Below are 15,874 nucleotides of genomic sequence, written 5' to 3'. Positions count from 1 at the left end.
GCAGCATCAATCTTGCCCTGCCGGATATTCAGGGCTACGCATCTGTCATGACTGACAGCCTCCCCCTCCCCGACGACCGCATCGCCAAACGCAATGTTGTCATTCTCGTGCTTGCGCAGGCCTTTCTGGGTGCGCAGATGCCGATGATCTTCACCATTGGTGGTCTCGCAGGTCAATCGCTTGCCAGCAATGCTTGTTTTGCGACGCTGCCGATCTCGCTGATCGTCGCGGGTTCCATGCTGGCGGCCACGCCGATCTCTGCGATCATGCAGCGGTACGGGCGCAAAGCGGGCTTCTTCGTGGGCGCCGCTGGCGGCACTCTTGGCGGTGTCATTGGGGCCTATGGGCTGTACCTCGGTTCTTTCCCCATCTTCCTGCTGGGCAGCTTCCTCACCGGTATCTATATGAGCGCACAGGGCTTTTACCGCTTTGCTGCCACCGACACCGCGTCCGATGCGTTTCGGCCCAAGGCAATTTCCTATGTGATGGCGGGCGGGCTGCTTTCAGCCATTATCGGGCCACAGATCGTCAAGGCGACCAGCCAAGCCTTCGTGATCCCCTTCCTCGGCACCTATATGGCCGTGGTTGCAGTGAACGTGTTGGGTGCAATCCTGTTTCTGTTTCTCAAGATCCCCAAACCCCCGGTTCCGAGCGAGGACGCACCCAAGGGGCGCAGCCGTCTGGAGCTGCTGCGCACACCCACCATCGCTGTCGCCGTAATCTGCGCCATGGTGTCCTACGCGCTGATGAACCTCGTAATGACCTCCACCCCGCTGGCTGTTGTTGGCTGTGGCTTTAGCGAAGGCAGCGCCGCCGATGTGGTGACCGCGCATGTTCTGGCGATGTATGTGCCGTCTTTCTTTACCGGGCATCTGATCGCGCGGTTCGGCGTGGAAAAGATTGTCGGTGCCGGCCTTGTGATTCTTGCCGCAGCTGGAGCTGTCGCCCTGCAAGGCGTTGATCTGGAAAACTTCTTTGTCGCGCTGGTTCTGCTGGGCATTGGTTGGAACTTTGGCTTTATCGGGGCGACAACCATGTTGGCCGGCGCACATGAGAGCTATGAGCGCGGCCGGATGCAGGGGTTGAACGACCTCTTGGTATTTGGCGGCGTGACCTTTGCCTCGCTGGCATCTGGTGGTCTGATGAACTGTTCCGGTGGCAGTGCCGTCGAAGGCTGGACCGCCGTCAATATGGCGATGGCCCCCTTCCTCGTGCTGGCAGGCGGAGCTTTGCTGTGGCTGATGCTGAAGCCGCGGGCGCTGCGCAAGGCCTGAGCCGCCCTTCGGTTTGCGGTGGCTCATCAACAAAAAAGACGTCTGACGGAAAACCGCAGGCGTCTTTTCAATTCGACATGTGGATCCACTACCAGCGTCCGGTTGCCACCCGGTAGATCAGGCCGGCGCGGCGGCGAAACTCGCTGGTGCCCAATGTGCCCTCGGCCACGCGCTGCGGTTCTGCCACGGCCTGCCGCAGGATCGCAGCGGCCTGCCAGCCAGGAAGCAACGCCGGCAGTGCGGATTTGCTGAGCTTGGCGCGTTGTCCGCGCGCCTCCTTCAGCGCCTCCAATCCGGTTTTTGCCAGCGCACTTATGCCTGACGGCGTGCCGTCCAGCAGGGGAATGCGCTTTTCCGCGACCAGTTTCGGGATCGCGCGCAGCCAATTGGCAATCCCGACCCCATAGGCGAACCGGCGCACCAGCGCCTCATCCGATGCGCCCAGCGTTGCGGCCGCCATCCACATGAGCGAGCCGGTGGTCTTGTCGATGTGATCGGCCAGCGCCGCCTCATCTTCGAAGGGATCACGGTAGATATCCCAGCGGCGCGCCTCTGCCATGGAATCAATATGCCCCGCCAGCTCTGGCGTCAGGACTTTGGCCAGCGGTGTTGCCACAAAATGTCGGCGCACCGGGCCACCAGAGGCGATTTCCTCCCCGACATCACGCCACCACTGGACGCGCATTTCCGCAATCATCGCCTCGGATGAGGCCCAGGGCGCGCGCGCCAATTCCAGATTAAACGCGTAGATCGCAAACAGCGGCGCACGTACCTCGACCGGCGCCGCCATCACCGTGGCAAAACGATCGGGATCGCCTTTCCGCACCAGATCGGCGCAGGCCGTCAGATCATCATCAAACGGGATCATCAGGCAGCACCACCCGCCGCATCCGTATCGCGCAGCAATTTCCAGCGGATTGCATCCAGCAACGCTTCAAACGACGCGTCTATTATGTTTGCGCTGACGCCCACGGTGGACCAGCGTCGGCCCTTGCCATCTTCGCTGTCGATAATGACGCGGGTCACAGCCTCGGTGCCGCCTTGGGTGATGCGCACTTTGAAATCGACCAGCCGCATATCATCCAGCGCTTTGGAGTATTGGCCCAGATCCTTTGTCAGCGCCTTGGCCAACGCATTCACCGGCCCCCGGTCGCTACCGGTCTCGTCCAGCGATTCACTCACCGACAGCAATTTCTGCCCATCGACCTTAACGACCACAACCGCCTCAGAGAGGGAGACCATCCGGTCATACTTGTTCTTGCGCCGCTCTACCGTGACCTTATAGCGCTTCACCTCAAAGAAGCTCGGCAGCTGTCCCAGCTCCTCACGCGCCAGAATTTCAAAGGACGCCTGCGCGGTGTCATAGGAATAGCCCTCTGCCTCACGGGTCTTGATCCGCTCCAAAATCCGCGCCAGCGCCGGATCGCCATTCTCAACCCGCAGACCAGCCTCAGACAGGCGACGGCGCAGATTGGACTGCCCCGCCTGATTGGACATTGGGATGATGCGCGTATTGCCGACCAGCGCCGGATCGATATGCTCATAGGTGCTGGGATCCTTCAGGATCGCGCTGGCATGCAACCCGGCCTTATGGGCAAAGGCGGAGGCCCCAACATAAGCGGCCTGTTTCGTCGGCACCCGGTTCAGGATCTCATCCAACATTCGGCTGAGGGCTGTCAGCGTGCTCAACCCCCCTCGACTGATACCGATGTCAAACTGGTCCGCATAGGGTTCTTTCAGCAGCAACGTCGGGATCAGCGTGGTCAGATTGGCGTTGCCACAGCGCTCCCCCAGACCGTTCAGCGTGCCCTGGATCTGACGGGCGCCTGCATCGACCGCCGCCAACGAACAGGCCACCGCGTTCTCGGTGTCATTATGGGTGTGAATGCCTAGGTGGTCCCCCGGCAGCCCCGCCGCGACCACCTCCGCGACGATCCGCCCCACGTCCCCCGGCAAGGTGCCACCATTGGTATCGCAGAGCACCACCCAACGCGCGCCAGCCTCAAGCGCGGCGCGGCACGCCGCCAGCGCGTAGTCCGGGTTGTCCTTGTAACCATCAAAGAAATGCTCAGCGTCAAACAGCGCCTCGCGCCCCTGCGCCACAAGATGCGCGATGGAGGCGCGGATATTGTCGAGGTTCTCCTCAAGCGTGATCCCCAGCGCATGGGTGACGTGGTAGTCATGGCTTTTGCCCACCAGACAGACCGCACCCGTGCCCGCATTCAACACCGCCGCCAGAACATCGTCGTTTTCAGCGGACCGCCCGGCCCGTTTGGTCATGCCAAAGGCGGTCATGGTCGCGCGCGTCTGCGGGGCTGCATCAAAGAACCCGCTGTCAGTCGGATTGGCGCCGGGCCAGCCCCCTTCGATATAGTCCACCCCAAGCCCGTCCAGCGCCGTGGCAATCTGTACCTTCTCAGTGGTCGAGAACTGCACGCCCTGGGTCTGCTGCCCGTCGCGCAGGGTGGTATCATAGAGGTAGAGACGTTCTTTGGTCATGGCTGGCCTTATGGCTTGGCAAGAGATGGGTGGCCCTCACCTCAGAGGGCTGTGATGTATGTTGCTTCTATATTGCTTCGAGTTTGCTGGCATCAAATGAGGGGCCGGGCACCAGTTCGACGCCGGTCTTGCTCATCCGCACTTCTATCCCGGCGGCAACAAAAGCTGCTTTCAGCCGGTCAACCTCGGAAAAGTCCTTGCTTTGCATCGCAATTGTCCGCGCCTCGAAAAGCTTTTCTTCATAGCCGGTTAGGTCGATCTTTTCACTTTCCACCCAGCCTCCCATTTCCGCTGTCAGAAGGCCCATCACCTGCGCCGAGGCAAGCAGATCCGCTGCGGTCTCAGGTGTCGCAAGCCTGTGCAACTCGCTGAGTGCCCCGGCTGTGTTCAGATCATCCGACAGCGCCTCCAGGACCGCGGCAGCAGCGGTAGGCGCGGGCTCGATGCCCGTGGTCAGCGCGCGCCACTTGCGCAACGTTGCCTCCGCTTCCTTTGCCTTTTTGTCGGTCCAGTCCATCGGTTTGCGATAATGGGTTTGCAGGAATACCAGCCGGATCACCTCCCCCGGATAGCCCTGATCCAACAGGTCGCGCACGGTGAAGAAGTTGCCCAGCGACTTGGACATCTTCTTTCCCTCGACCTGCAGCATCTCATTGTGCAGCCAGATTTTTGCAAAATCGCCCTCAGGATGGGCGCAGCAGCTTTGCGCAATTTCATTCTCGTGATGCGGGAACATTAGATCGTTGCCGCCGCCGTGAATGTCGAAACTGTCGCCAAACAGTTCATGGCTCATGGCGGAGCATTCGATATGCCAACCCGGACGACCCCGGCCCCAGGGGCTGTCCCAGCCCGGCAGCTCATCGGTGGAGGGCTTCCACAACACGAAGTCCATCGGATCGCGTTTGTTATCGGCCACTTCAACCCGCGCACCGGCAATCATGTCATCCACCGAGCGACCGGACAGCGCGCCATAGTCCTTGTAGCTCTTGACCGAGAACAGCACATGTCCCGCGCCGTCGGCATAGGCATGGCCCTTGGCAATCAACTCTTCAATCATCGCAATCATCTGCGGGATATAAGCGGTGGCGCGCGGCATGTGATCCGGCTCCAGCGCGCCCAACCCGCCCATATCCGCCAGATACCAGCTGATGGTCTCTTCCGTGCGCTCCTGTACCAGCTCTTCCAGCGTGCCGGGGGCACCGGCTTCTTTCCGTGCGAGGGCCGTTGCGTTGATCTTGTCATCCACATCGGTGAAATTACGCGCATAGGTGACGTGATCCGTGCCGTAGACGTGGCGCAACAGGCGATAGAGCACATCAAACACCACGACCGGGCGCGCATTGCCGAGATGGGCGCGGTCATAAACCGTCGGCCCGCAGAGATAGAGGCGCACATTGTCGGGATTGAGCGGGGCCAGCACCTCTTTGCCTCGGGTGCGGGTGTTGTGCAGCTTGATCGTCGTCATCACAAATCCTTCGTCTGACCGCAGCGCCGCAGCGTCAATGGCCAATCTCCCAACGGGTGCCGCAGATACGCGGCGCGCAGCGCGGGCTTAGCAACTTGTTCAAAAGAAGGGAACGACAGAAACCAGCCCGCTGACTATTTCAGCAGGTAATGCAGCAGGTAATAATGTTGCAAATCCGGTTCATGAGAGTTTCATAACACGCGCGCACCGCCCCGCCAAGCCTGCAATTCAGACCGAAGCCTCACGCCAACGCAAAAGGGCGCGCCCACAGACATGGACGCGCCGCTATTAACCCCGGTGGGTCAAATCAGAACTGGTAGGACGCCCGCAGCGACACGGTGGTCGCATCAGCGCTGATGCCGGAGCTGCCCAGATTGTCGAAGTCATGCTCCAACACTTCGCCACCGACAGTCCATTGATCGGTCACACGGTAGGCCACGCCAATCCCGTAGAATTCACCGGTTTCATCACCAACAGAGGTATCAACCTGCGCCACACCGCCGGTCACATAGGCCAGTACGGGACCAAAGTCATACCCGGCCTTCACCTTGCCACGCATCACCGAGTCCACGGTCGCGGCACCGCCGCCCAGATCAACATCTGTGGCGTCATAGTCGATTTCACCACCCAGGACGAAGCGACCAAAATCATAGTTGTAACCAGCGTGCACACCGTAAGAGACGTCATCCCCTGACAGGCCATTGCTGGTGTCGGCGTCCAGCTGCCCGATTTGGCCACCGATATAGGCACCGGTCCAATCACCACCGTCATTGGCAACCACAACTGGCGGTGCGGCAGGAGCTGGGGCCACGACCGGCTCTTCCAGATTGCCGGCAAAGGCTGGGGTGCTCAGGGCGGCGGCGATAGCGGCCATGGATACGATACGAGTCATCTCGACTTCTCCTTGTCTGTCTTTCGACATGTGTCTTCTGCGTCGACGCGCTACTCTCGCGTCTGCCCCTCCTAAAGAAGATCGACAGCCGTTTTGTTCCAGACCCCGGCATATTTTTCTGAATTTCTGCGCATGAATTGGCGCAAAATGAGCGACTGAGGCAGGTTCCCGCCGGTTGATTTCAGGCAGCTAATCGCCGATTGGCAGGTTCGCGCCAGCATCTTGCCCGACCGGCCAACTGCCGCTCATCTGAATTCCGGAACCGGGTCCAGTATGCTTCTCGGAATCGGCCTATTGCACGGGTCGCGCGACCCAGGTTGAGGCGCTGCGCAGGGATGCACGGATTTGCGAAATATCCCGGTAGAGTCAATTCCCGCAGCCAATTCTATGGACGGATGGGGAGAAGGCTGTTGTCAGAACTGAAAGGATGCGCGGATGGACAGGATATCACGTGACGGCGCCTGAACGGCCGCGCCATCGCTTGCGTCCTGATGTAGATATTCCCCGCTGACCCGCAAAGCACGGTTGAGCGAGTAGCTGAGCCCCAGGCCATAAACCGCGCCATTGTCACTATCTGTGGCGGTTTCATTGCGCGCGGAGCCGATGGTGAGATATCCCAGCGTCTCTCCCATATCGTAGCCGGCACGCAGTTTGATCCGCCGGGTCTGCTCCTCAGTCAGGTCAGAGCGGACACGCCCGCTGCGATCGACTTCAACCTCCCCGCCCAGTACCACGCGACCAAAGTCATGATCATAGCCTAGGTGAAGCCCCGATGCGCTCACCGAGCCGCGCTCTGATGGTGCTGCCTGTACCCGCGCCATGGAGGCGCCGAGGAAGAAACCGCTCCAGTCACCGGCAAAACCCGGCGCAGCGGCAAGGCCCCCTACCGCCAATCCGGCAATCGCTGCCCGCCGTACTGATCCGCACCCATTTGCCCGAATCCCTCGGCGCCGCTGCTTGCGATGCACCAAGAGATCACGGTCTGTGCTGCGAATGAAGGCCGGTATCATCGGCACTGCCCTTTTCTGGCGGCCCGCCGTTTAGGCGCGCGTAATTGTCCAACTCCGACCAGTATCTCTGCAAATGTTTAACACCGGGTTCAGCATGATGGTGTTCTCAGAGTGACCCATCAGACGGCCCCGGAATAGAAGAAGTTCTCCCTTTAACGCTCTAATATTTATATATTTTACCTAAAAACTCCAATGCAGACGCGACAGGTTGCGGATCTCGATCGTGAAATATTGGTCGCAAATTTCACAAAAGTCGCAAATGAGATAGAATCGGTCGCCCACTGTGCAACGATGTCCAGACGACAACGGAGCAGCGATATGGCAGCTAGCCAGCCAGGGAAACAGTCAGGCGAACGGTGGGTCATCAGCCTGATTGGCCGCACAATCGGCGCGTCCCGTGGCCGGGCGGCGCGGGGGCGACCGCGGCGGATCTGAGACATTCAGATTCCATATCAGATCCAGAGAGACCTTATGACAGATCAATCGAACTCGCCTCGTGCGGCCCGCAGTGGCGGTCGCGCTGCCCGCCGTGCTGCCCGTGCAGCCCCCCTTGCCGACCATCTGCGCCCCATCCGGGCTGGGTTGGAGGGCGGGCTCTATCGCCCGCTCAGCGACGCCGGTGTCGCACGTATTCACCAAGCCGCGCTGGACGCGCTGGAGCAGATCGGCCTTGCCGACGCCCCCCCCAGCGGGGTTGCCTATCTGAAAGCTGCGGGCTGTATCGAAGGGGACGATGGTCGCATCCGCTTCCCTCGTGCCCTGGTCGAGGACACGATTGCCAAGGCGAACAGATCGGTCACCCTGTTCAGCCGGGATGGCAAAAACGATCTCGAACTCTCGGGTAACCGGGTGCATTATGGCACCGCCGGTGCTGCGGTCCATGTGGTTGACGTTCATGGCCGGACATACCGCGATTCAACTGTACAGGATCTGCATGACGCGGCCCGGATCACCGACCAGCTGGACAATGTCCATTTCCTGCAGCGGCCCATGGTGTGCCGCGATATTCTCGACAATATGGAAATGGACCTGAATACGGTCTATGCAAGCTGCTCTGGCACGCTGAAACACATCGGCACATCCTTTACCGAGCCAAGCCATGTGCCGCCAGCTCTGGAGATGCTGCATATGATTGCAGGCGGCGAGGACAAATGGCGCGAGCGTCCGTTTATGTCCAATTCCAACTGCTTCGTTGTGCCCCCGATGAAGTTCGCCACCGAGAGTTGCGAGGTGATGGAACTGTGCATCAAGGGTGGTATGCCGGTCTTGCTCCTATCCGCAGGCATGGCTGGCGCAACCGCTCCCTCAACAATTGCCGGCGCCATTGTGCAGGCGGTTGCCGAATGCCTTGCCGGTCTGGTTTACGTCAACGCCGTCAAACCCGGCGCACCCGCGATCTTTGGCACCTGGCCATTTGGGCTTGATCTGCGAACCGGGGCGATGTCGATCGGATCTGGCGAACAGGCGCTGCTGACAGCGGGCTGCGCGCAGATGCATCATTTCTATGACCTGCCAGGAGGGGCCGCCGCTGGCGCCTCCGACAGCAAACTCCCCGACATGCAGGCCGGATGGGAGCAGATGTGCTCCAACGTAATGGCGGGGCTGTCGGGGTGCAATATGGTGTATGAAGCCGCCGGGATGCATGCCTCGCTGCTTGGATTCTGCCTTGAGTCCCTGATCCTGAGCGACGATATGCTTGGCCAGGCCATGCGCTGCGTGCGCGGTATTGAAGTGAGCGAGGATACCGTTGCCATCGATCAAATCGCTGATGTCTGCCTTAGCGGAACGGGCCACTATTTAGGAACGGACGCTACGCTGAGCCGGATGCAGCAGGATTTTGTCTACCCGACATTCGGGGATCGCACCTCGCCCAAGGAATGGGCGGAGCTGGACAAGCCTGACCTCATAGAAAAGGCCGTAGCCCGCAAGGAACAAATCCTGAGCCAAGCCTCGCAGGCGCAATTCGATCCAGTTCTGGATCAGGCGCTGCGGGAGCGGTTCAACATTCACTTGCCAAGATAAGCCATTGAAACACCTATGGGCATCATCAAGAAATGCCCATAGGTGACCTTTGACGCCGAGGTCAGATCGCCTTCAGCCGCTGCCGCAAATATTCCAGCCAGCCACGGAGGTTTGTCGTCTTGGCGAATTTCTTGCCCATATATCGCAGCTCTTTCTGCCGCAAAGCCTTGCTGACAGACGCGCTGACTTGGCCCTCATGCATGCGGTTGGCGATCACAGTGTCTGGCACGACCACGGGATCTCCGTAGGCATCCCACAGGCGTTTGTAGAGATCCACATCCATCAACCAGATCAAGGCTTCGTCGAACTCCATCGCGGAAGTCCGACGCATGGCAAGAACCGAGGGACTGGAAACGGTGTTTTTGCCAAAATGCAACCGATCCGTCAGGCGAGGCCGCATCGGGCGGGTCACACTGCTGCCGTCCCGCGTAACGCCAGAGCCGCAGAGGCACCAGTCCGCCCCCTGCCCCATTACATCATGTATGTGCGTCAACCCTTTGGGATCTATTATCAAATCATCCTGAAACAGAACCTTGATGATATCGCCGGCTGCATGGGCCATTGCGTTGTTCACATTGGCCGATGCCTGTCGCAACCCCTCGCGGTTCCACAGATGGGTGATGGTCAACCGGTCGGCATACTCCCGGCAGACCTCAGCAACCGCCATGTCATCGGATTGATCAGACACGACGATATCGAAATCGCTAAAACTCTGGTGGCAGAGATGGTCAAAGGAGTCCGCTAGGTAACGCGCACCATCCCCGCCCATAGCATAGGCGGGAATGCAAAGGGTAATTGCAGGCATGGCGGGTTCCTTGGCCGGGGCTGTTTTGCCCTGCCTAGCAAAGCCACAGCGCAAGTCCAAGCCGCGGACCTGCCTAAACGCCCAGATAGCGATCCTTCAGCTCGGGCGTCAGCGCACCCATCGTACCCGTCCACACCGTCGCGCCCTTGTTCACAATCACTGCGCGATCCGCCACGGCGGAGAGTTCGCGCAGTGTTTTATCCACCACCAGGATCGACAGGCCGCTGTCACGTTTCAGCCGTGCAATCGCCGCCCAGATTTCCTGCCGCACCACCGGCGCCAGCCCTTCTGTGGCCTCGTCCAGGATCAGCAGGCGCGGGTTGATCATAAGCGCGCGACCAATGGCGAGCATCTGCTGCTCCCCTCCGGACAGTGAAGACGCGGTCTGATCGCGCCGCTCCGCCAAGCGGGGAAAGAGATCTGCCACCATGGCAAAATCCCAGGGGCCGGGTCGTGCAGCGGCTCTCAGATTTTCCTCGACCGTGAGCGGCGCAAAACACCGGCGACCCTCAGGCACCAGCCCGATGCCCAGGCGTGCGATTTTATGTGAGGGCAGCTTGCGCAGGTCATTTCCTGAAAAATGCAGCGTGCCTTCACTCGCGGGCAGCATGCCGCAGATGGTCTTGATTGTGGTGGATTTGCCCATGCCGTTGCGCCCCATCAGCGCCACCACTTCGCCTTCGCCGATGTCTAGGTCCACACCAAACAAGGCCTGAGATGGCCCATAGGACGCAGTAACATTTTTAAGAGATAGCAAGGTCATACCGCCTCCTCTTCACCCAAGTAAGCGCGCCGCACCTCTGCGTTGTTGCGGATTTCATCGGTGGTGCCGGTGGCTATGACCTCGCCATAAACCAGCACGCTGATCCGATCCGCCAAGGCAAAGACCGCGTCCATATCATGCTCCACCAGAAGGATCGGCGCCTCGTGGCGCAGCGTGTCCAAAAACCCTGTCAGCGCCTGCGATCCCCCCGCGCCAAGACCTGCCATCGGCTCATCCATCAGGAGTAGTTTCGGCTGCAGCGTCAGCGCCACGGCCACCTCCAGCTGGCGCCGTTGACCATGTGACAGATCAGCAGTCCGCCGCTTTGCATCGCTCAGCAGGCCCACGCGCTCCAACGCCTGTTCCGCCTGCGCCACCAGTGCCTTGTCTCGCATCACATTGCCAAGGAACCGAAACACGCCCCCCCGCGCGCCAAGCGCGCCAAGAACCGCGTTTTGCAGCACTGTGAAGTCCATCGCGAGCGCGGAGATCTGAAAGGTGCGCCCCAGCCCCATCCGGGCTCGTGCGACGCGGCTCAGGTCATCTACCGGGCGACCAAGCAGCGAAACCGATCCGCTATCCGGACGAAGTTCCCCGGATATCTGCTTGATAAGTGTTGATTTCCCGGCGCCATTCGGGCCGATCAACGCATGGATTTCACCGGCGCGCAGATCCAGAGAGATGTTCTTGCTGGCCTGCAGCGCGCCGAAGGATTTGCTCAGATCCCTGACCTCAAGGACCTGTTTTACACCCGTTAGATCAGTCATGGGCCACCTCCCGTCCGCTGATCGCACCGATTACGCCACCACGGGCGTAAAGCACGATGATCAGCAGCAGCCCGCCCAGGTAGATCTGCCAGTAATCGCTGATCCCACCCAGAAGATGCTCCAGCAGAATGAACAGCGCAGCGCCGATGACCGGGCCAAACAGCCGACCCACGCCGCCGATGATGACAAAGATCATGATCTCACCGCTGGTATGCCAGCTGAGCATGGTGGGGCTAACAAAACGGTTCAGATCGGCAAACAGCGCCCCGGCCAGACCGGTGATCGCTCCTGAAATAACAAAGGCCGTCAGACGCAGCTGGTAAGGGGTGACACCAACCGTCTCCACTCGCGCCTCGCATTGACGCGCAGCAGAAAGCGCCAGCCCAAAAGGCGCGCGCGCCAGCCGGGCGGCAAACCACAGCACCACACAAAGGATGGAATAGCAGATCAAAAAGAACTGCAATGGAACCAATGTGTTGAGACCCGGAAACTCATTGCGCACCCAAATCGATAGCCCGTCTTCACCGCCATAGGCCGACCAACTGATGGCAAAGTAGTAGAGCATCTGACCGAAGGCCAAGGTGATCATGATAAAATAGACGCCCGAGGTGCGCAGCGACAGCGCGCCAATCACCAGCGCTGCGAGCGCGCTGGCAACAACTGAAACCAGCCAGATCACCGGCATCTGGTTGGTGCCTTCGATCAGCATCGGCCACTGGGCCAGCGGTTCATAATTCTGCGCGTGGGCGGCCAGAATTCCCATCGCATAGCCCCCGATCCCAAAAAATGCAGCATGGCCAAGGCTCACAAGCCCACCAATCCCCAGCGCAATATTGAGGCCAACCCCAGCCAACGCAAGGATTGCCACCTTCGTCGCGAGGGTGATCAGAAACGGCTCATCTGCCATATGCGCCCACAGCGGGATCGCGAGCAGCAGTAGGATCACCGCAGCGTTCAACAGGTTTTCACGGCTCATCAGTGCTGCCCCCCATAAAGACCGGACGGGCGCACCAACAGGATGACCGCCATCAGGATGTAAATCAGCATCGACGCTAGCGATGCTCCGACGGATGTTGCGCTGGCCGGCTCCATGAACAGCGCAAACAACTGCGGCAGGAACACGCCGCCCAATGTATCCGTCAGCCCCACCAACAATGCCCCGACCATCGCGCCCTTGATCGAACCGATGCCGCCGATGACAATCACCACGAAGGCCAGGATCAGCACCGGCTCACCCATGCCGACCTGGACCGATTGGATGGCTCCGACCAAGGCACCAGCCAGTCCGGCCAGCGCTGCACCAAGGGCGAAGACCAGCGTGTAAAGCTTTGAAATATCAACACCAAGTGCCGCAATCATCTCCCGGTCATTTTCGCCAGCACGGATCTGGATCCCGATACGGGTGCGCGCGATCAGCCAGAACAACCCGGCTGCGACCACGAGACCAATGGCAATGATGGTCAGACGATAAAGCGGGTATTCAATGCCCCCCGGCAGGCTGATCGGACCCGACAGGTAACTCGGCACATCCAGAAACAGCGGGAAGGACCCAAAGACCCAGCGCGTGCCTTCTGAGAAGATCAGGATCAGCGCAAACGTGGCCAGCACCTGATCCAGATGATCCCGGTCATAGAGTTTCCGGATCACCAGGAATTCGACCAGCGCGCCAGCCGCTGCGGCGGCGGCCAGGCTGGCGATCAGGGCCAGAACAAACGAGCCGGTCCAGGCGGCCACAACCGCGGCGGCAAAGGCACCGACCATATAAAGCGCACCATGCGCCAGATTGATCAGCCCCATAACGCCAAAGACCAAGGTCAGACCGGCCGCCATGAGAAAGAGCATCACCCCGAACTGCAATCCGTTCAGGATCTGCTCCAGTATAAGTATGAGGGACATGAGTTCGTTCCACCAAGGCAGAGGAAACACGCCTCTGCAGCAATTGGAATGGGAGGATGCGAGCCGGATTTCTTACCGGCCCGCACACCTCAGATTGTCTTACATCTTGCACTCTGCCGCGTAGGCGTCAGCATGATTTTCCAGACCGGTTGCGATGATCTTGTTGGTGAAAACATCACCTTCCTGAATGACCTCACGGACGTAAATGTTCTGGATCGGGTGGTGGTTGTCACCGAATTTGAAATCGCCCCGTACGGACGCGAAGTTCGCCGCCTTCAGCGCTGTGCGGAAGGCGTCCTTATCATCGACACTGGCCTTATCCAGCGCGCTGAGGATCAGGTTAGCAGTGTCGTAGCCCTGGCTTGCATAGAGCGAAGGAAGGCGTTCGTATTTCTGCTCAAAGGCAGCGACAAAGGCTGTGTTCGCCGGATTGTCGAGGTCCTTGTTCCACTGCGAGGTATTTTTGATCCCAAGTGCGGCACCGCCAACAGCCTGCAGAATGCCCTGATCAAAGCTGAAGGCCGGGCCGACAACCGGCAACTCGACACCGCTGTCTGCATATTGCTTGAGGAAGGAAATGCCCATGCCACCCGGCAGGAAGAAATAGACGCTGTCGGCACCGGAGGCGCGGATTTGCGCAATTTCGGCAGCGTAATCGGTCTGACCCAGTTTGGTGTAGGTCTCACCCGCCAGATCGCCTTTGTACATCCGCTTATAGCCGGTCAATGCGTCCTTACCAGCCGGGTAGTTCGGGGCAAGGATGTAGCTGTTTTTCAAATCTGCATCATTGGCGTATGCGCCCGCCGCCTCATGCAGATTGTCATTCTGCCAAGCCACGTTGAAGTAGTTTTCATGGCAGCGCTTTCCGGCGAGCGCTGACGGGCCAGCGTTGGGCGACAGATAGAAGACCCCCTGAGCCGTTGCTGCTGGAACCACCGCCATCGCGAGGTTCGACCAGATGATGCCGGTCATGATATCGACCTTCTCTGATTGGATCATCTGATCGGCGATCTGTACGGCGCTTTCGGGTTTGCGCTGGTCGTCTTCGATCACCACCTCGATATCGTCGCGGCCCGCCTGCTCCATCGCCAGCATAAAGCCGTCGCGCACATCCACGCCAAGGCCCGCGCCGCCACCGGAGAGTGTTGTAATCATACCAATCTTGGTTTCAGCGCCCGCGGCCAATGCCAGCGTCGATACGGCTGCCGCCAGCGCCATGGTCTTCAGTGTCGTCATTGATCCATCTCCCTGATCTATCTGAGCAATGGGGGCCGCTTCTGTGGCAGCTCCCCGCCGCTTACTCTTTCTGATTGGACTGCGCTGCGCCAGCTTTTTGCGGCGTTCTTCAATTTTGTCAGCCTGTGCGGGCGCACTCATGCCGGGGGCAGAGCACATGCGCAGAAAACCGACCTCACGAGGTCCAAGGACCATTTATCGATCCCTTAAGGAAGCCTAGGCTGAAGTCCGTATTTATTTCAAGATTAAAATATCTAACCTTAAAACTTATCGCTCCAGCAGGAGCGCCTGTCGCGTCAGGTCTTTCTAGTGAAAGCTGCCTTGACGTCACCCTCCTTGAGCGCGAAGAGCGCGTAGTGTGAACGGCAACGTTGTATATGGACAGAAGCTATTATCACATACGGCGACGATCAGTCAGCTGCTGCATATTAATAGCAGCCAAGCATGAACCATAACATACGACAGCTAACGCCCATATCAGACAGCCTTGCTTGGTAGGCTGACAGCCGTAGTGACGTTAATAACAACTCTGAGCTGAGTGGAAATAGTATTCGCTAGCAGGATTTAAGTCGGCGCGGTCGATCTAGCGCGTCATCCGCGCCTTTAGTGTTACTACGCTGCCGCTCAAGCCCGTCAGTATAGCGCTTCACAAGTTCGATCTGAAAGCGGATCTCGTGAACCCGGTCAGCGAGCTGCTGGCTCAGTGAACCGATGGCGCTCTCGGCATCTACCAGACCGGCCTCTGTCGCGGAAAGCACATTGAGCAGAGGCAACGCCAGATCTGTTAGCACCTGCGCGCTCACCTCGCGCGTCAGATCCTCAAGCCCGGCACCGAAACCCACATCAGGCCGGAAAGCATAGCCGATCCCACCAAGGCTGATCCGAAACCGGATGATGATCGACAGACTACCATCTTCGTTAACAGATGTGAGGATATGAGCCCCAGCCAGAACCAGGCCTGGCACTTCAAGGATCAGAGATGGCAGGGAAATAACCTGTGTCTCGCCCGACAGCATGTTGACGCAGTCGTTCAATCCGTCAGCAATGGCGTCGCAAAACACCTCACCAAGGGGCATCGTATTTACGAAGGAGGTTCTGTTACGGAACGCAGAACTGACAATTTCACAGGACCGGACATAAGGGGCTCCGCCCTTCTCGGCCATCATGTTCACGATGAACCGCCGTTGGTCTTCTCCAGTCTCAGCACTATCAGTCATAGCTACCACATTCATTACACCCAACCTG

The 15,874-nt window shown here is 59.3% G+C and carries 14 protein-coding genes and 1 pseudogene; 2 read left to right on the top strand and 13 right to left on the bottom strand.

What is annotated here, in order from left to right; translation table 11 throughout:
* The first annotated feature begins 47 nt into the window (after positions 1-47).
* Positions 48-1,274: an MFS transporter gene (locus GAL_RS08285; protein ID WP_024097132.1), complete on the top strand. Its 1,227-nt coding sequence runs from the start codon at positions 48-50 to the stop codon at positions 1,272-1,274.
* An 88-nt stretch (positions 1,275-1,362) separates the two neighbouring features.
* Here the strand turns inward: GAL_RS08285 and GAL_RS08280 are convergent, their stop codons facing one another.
* From GAL_RS08280 to GAL_RS08260, 5 genes are all read right to left on the bottom strand, one after another.
* Complete coding sequence (locus GAL_RS08280; protein WP_024097131.1) at positions 1,363-2,142, bottom strand: squalene/phytoene synthase family protein; 780 nt, start codon at positions 2,140-2,142, stop codon at positions 1,363-1,365.
* Positions 2,142-3,773: a citramalate synthase gene (gene cimA, locus GAL_RS08275; protein WP_024097130.1), complete on the bottom strand. Its 1,632-nt coding sequence runs from the start codon at positions 3,771-3,773 to the stop codon at positions 2,142-2,144. Before cimA ends, GAL_RS08280 begins: the two co-directional genes overlap by 1 nt.
* Positions 3,774-3,840: 67 nt before the next feature.
* Positions 3,841-5,238 carry a cysteine--tRNA ligase gene (cysS, locus tag GAL_RS08270; protein ID WP_024097129.1) on the bottom strand — a complete coding sequence of 466 codons (1,398 nt, stop codon included), beginning with the start codon at positions 5,236-5,238 and terminating at the stop codon, positions 3,841-3,843.
* Between the two features lie 307 nt (positions 5,239-5,545).
* The gene (locus GAL_RS08265) at positions 5,546-6,130 is read right to left on the bottom strand and encodes an outer membrane protein (RefSeq protein WP_014874751.1); all 585 of its coding nucleotides are present in this window, start codon (positions 6,128-6,130) and stop codon (positions 5,546-5,548) included.
* Positions 6,131-6,543: 413 nt separating this feature from the next.
* Positions 6,544-7,140 (bottom strand): outer membrane protein, encoded by a 597-nt coding sequence (locus tag GAL_RS08260; protein WP_024097128.1) that lies wholly within the window; start codon positions 7,138-7,140, stop codon positions 6,544-6,546.
* 471 nt (positions 7,141-7,611) lie between these two features.
* Here GAL_RS08260 and GAL_RS08255 point away from each other — a divergent pair, with 471 nt between their 5' ends.
* Positions 7,612-9,162 (top strand): trimethylamine--corrinoid methyltransferase, encoded by a 1,551-nt coding sequence (locus tag GAL_RS08255; protein ID WP_024097127.1) that lies wholly within the window; start codon positions 7,612-7,614, stop codon positions 9,160-9,162.
* Between the two features lie 61 nt (positions 9,163-9,223).
* On the opposite strand, the gene GAL_RS08250 is transcribed toward GAL_RS08255, so the two are convergent.
* From GAL_RS08250 to GAL_RS08220, 8 genes and pseudogenes are all read right to left on the bottom strand, one after another.
* Positions 9,224-9,967: a glycosyltransferase family 2 protein gene (locus GAL_RS08250; RefSeq protein WP_024097126.1), complete on the bottom strand. Its 744-nt coding sequence runs from the start codon at positions 9,965-9,967 to the stop codon at positions 9,224-9,226.
* Between the two features lie 73 nt (positions 9,968-10,040).
* Positions 10,041-10,730, bottom strand: a complete 690-nt coding sequence (locus tag GAL_RS08245) for an ABC transporter ATP-binding protein (RefSeq protein ID WP_024097125.1) — start codon at positions 10,728-10,730, stop codon at positions 10,041-10,043.
* A complete protein-coding gene (locus tag GAL_RS22970) occupies positions 10,727-10,864 on the bottom strand; it encodes an ABC transporter ATP-binding protein C-terminal domain-containing protein (protein ID WP_407674849.1) in 138 nt (45 codons plus the stop codon). Before GAL_RS22970 ends, GAL_RS08245 begins: the two co-directional genes overlap by 4 nt.
* A 99-nt stretch (positions 10,865-10,963) precedes the next feature.
* Positions 10,964-11,410, bottom strand: a pseudogene (locus GAL_RS22965) (ATP-binding cassette domain-containing protein); the annotation flags it as partial.
* A gap of 79 nt (positions 11,411-11,489) precedes the next feature.
* Positions 11,490-12,473: a branched-chain amino acid ABC transporter permease gene (locus tag GAL_RS08235; protein ID WP_024097123.1), complete on the bottom strand. Its 984-nt coding sequence runs from the start codon at positions 12,471-12,473 to the stop codon at positions 11,490-11,492.
* Positions 12,473-13,393 carry a branched-chain amino acid ABC transporter permease gene (locus tag GAL_RS08230; RefSeq protein WP_024097122.1) on the bottom strand — a complete coding sequence of 307 codons (921 nt, stop codon included), beginning with the start codon at positions 13,391-13,393 and terminating at the stop codon, positions 12,473-12,475. Before GAL_RS08230 ends, GAL_RS08235 begins: the two co-directional genes overlap by 1 nt.
* Before the next feature lie 99 nt (positions 13,394-13,492).
* Entirely contained in the window at positions 13,493-14,629 is a 1,137-nt protein-coding gene (locus GAL_RS08225) for an ABC transporter substrate-binding protein (protein WP_024097121.1), read from the bottom strand.
* A gap of 554 nt (positions 14,630-15,183) precedes the next feature.
* Positions 15,184-15,846, bottom strand: coding sequence for a hypothetical protein (locus GAL_RS08220; protein WP_244462741.1), 663 nt, complete (start codon positions 15,844-15,846; stop codon positions 15,184-15,186).
* Positions 15,847-15,874: the final 28 nt, after the last annotated feature.

Origin of the sequence: Phaeobacter gallaeciensis DSM 26640, assembly GCF_000511385.1 — a bacterium.
GTDB classification, from domain to species: Bacteria; Pseudomonadota; Alphaproteobacteria; order Rhodobacterales; family Rhodobacteraceae; genus Phaeobacter; species Phaeobacter gallaeciensis.
The sequence above is the reverse complement of the archived record's forward strand: the minus strand, read 5'-3'. Positions and strand labels throughout refer to the sequence as shown.

Coding starts and splice junctions, on each gene's coding strand:
- GAL_RS08285 (WP_024097132.1), top strand. CDS start 48: ATGACTGACAGCCTCCCCCTCCCCGACGACCGCATCGCCAAACGCAAT.
- GAL_RS08280 (WP_024097131.1), bottom strand. CDS start 2,142: ATGATCCCGTTTGATGATGATCTGACGGCCTGCGCCGATCTGGTGCGG.
- cimA (WP_024097130.1), bottom strand. CDS start 3,773: ATGACCAAAGAACGTCTCTACCTCTATGATACCACCCTGCGCGACGGG.
- cysS (WP_024097129.1), bottom strand. CDS start 5,238: ATGACGACGATCAAGCTGCACAACACCCGCACCCGAGGCAAAGAGGTG.
- GAL_RS08265 (WP_014874751.1), bottom strand. CDS start 6,130: ATGACTCGTATCGTATCCATGGCCGCTATCGCCGCCGCCCTGAGCACC.
- GAL_RS08260 (WP_024097128.1), bottom strand. CDS start 7,140: ATGATACCGGCCTTCATTCGCAGCACAGACCGTGATCTCTTGGTGCAT.
- GAL_RS08255 (WP_024097127.1), top strand. CDS start 7,612: ATGACAGATCAATCGAACTCGCCTCGTGCGGCCCGCAGTGGCGGTCGC.
- GAL_RS08250 (WP_024097126.1), bottom strand. CDS start 9,967: ATGCCTGCAATTACCCTTTGCATTCCCGCCTATGCTATGGGCGGGGAT.
- GAL_RS08245 (WP_024097125.1), bottom strand. CDS start 10,730: ATGACCTTGCTATCTCTTAAAAATGTTACTGCGTCCTATGGGCCATCT.
- GAL_RS22970 (WP_407674849.1), bottom strand. CDS start 10,864: ATGGACGCGGTCTTTGCCTTGGCGGATCGGATCAGCGTGCTGGTTTAT.
- GAL_RS08235 (WP_024097123.1), bottom strand. CDS start 12,473: ATGAGCCGTGAAAACCTGTTGAACGCTGCGGTGATCCTACTGCTGCTC.
- GAL_RS08230 (WP_024097122.1), bottom strand. CDS start 13,393: ATGTCCCTCATACTTATACTGGAGCAGATCCTGAACGGATTGCAGTTC.
- GAL_RS08225 (WP_024097121.1), bottom strand. CDS start 14,629: ATGACGACACTGAAGACCATGGCGCTGGCGGCAGCCGTATCGACGCTG.
- GAL_RS08220 (WP_244462741.1), bottom strand. CDS start 15,846: ATGACTGATAGTGCTGAGACTGGAGAAGACCAACGGCGGTTCATCGTG.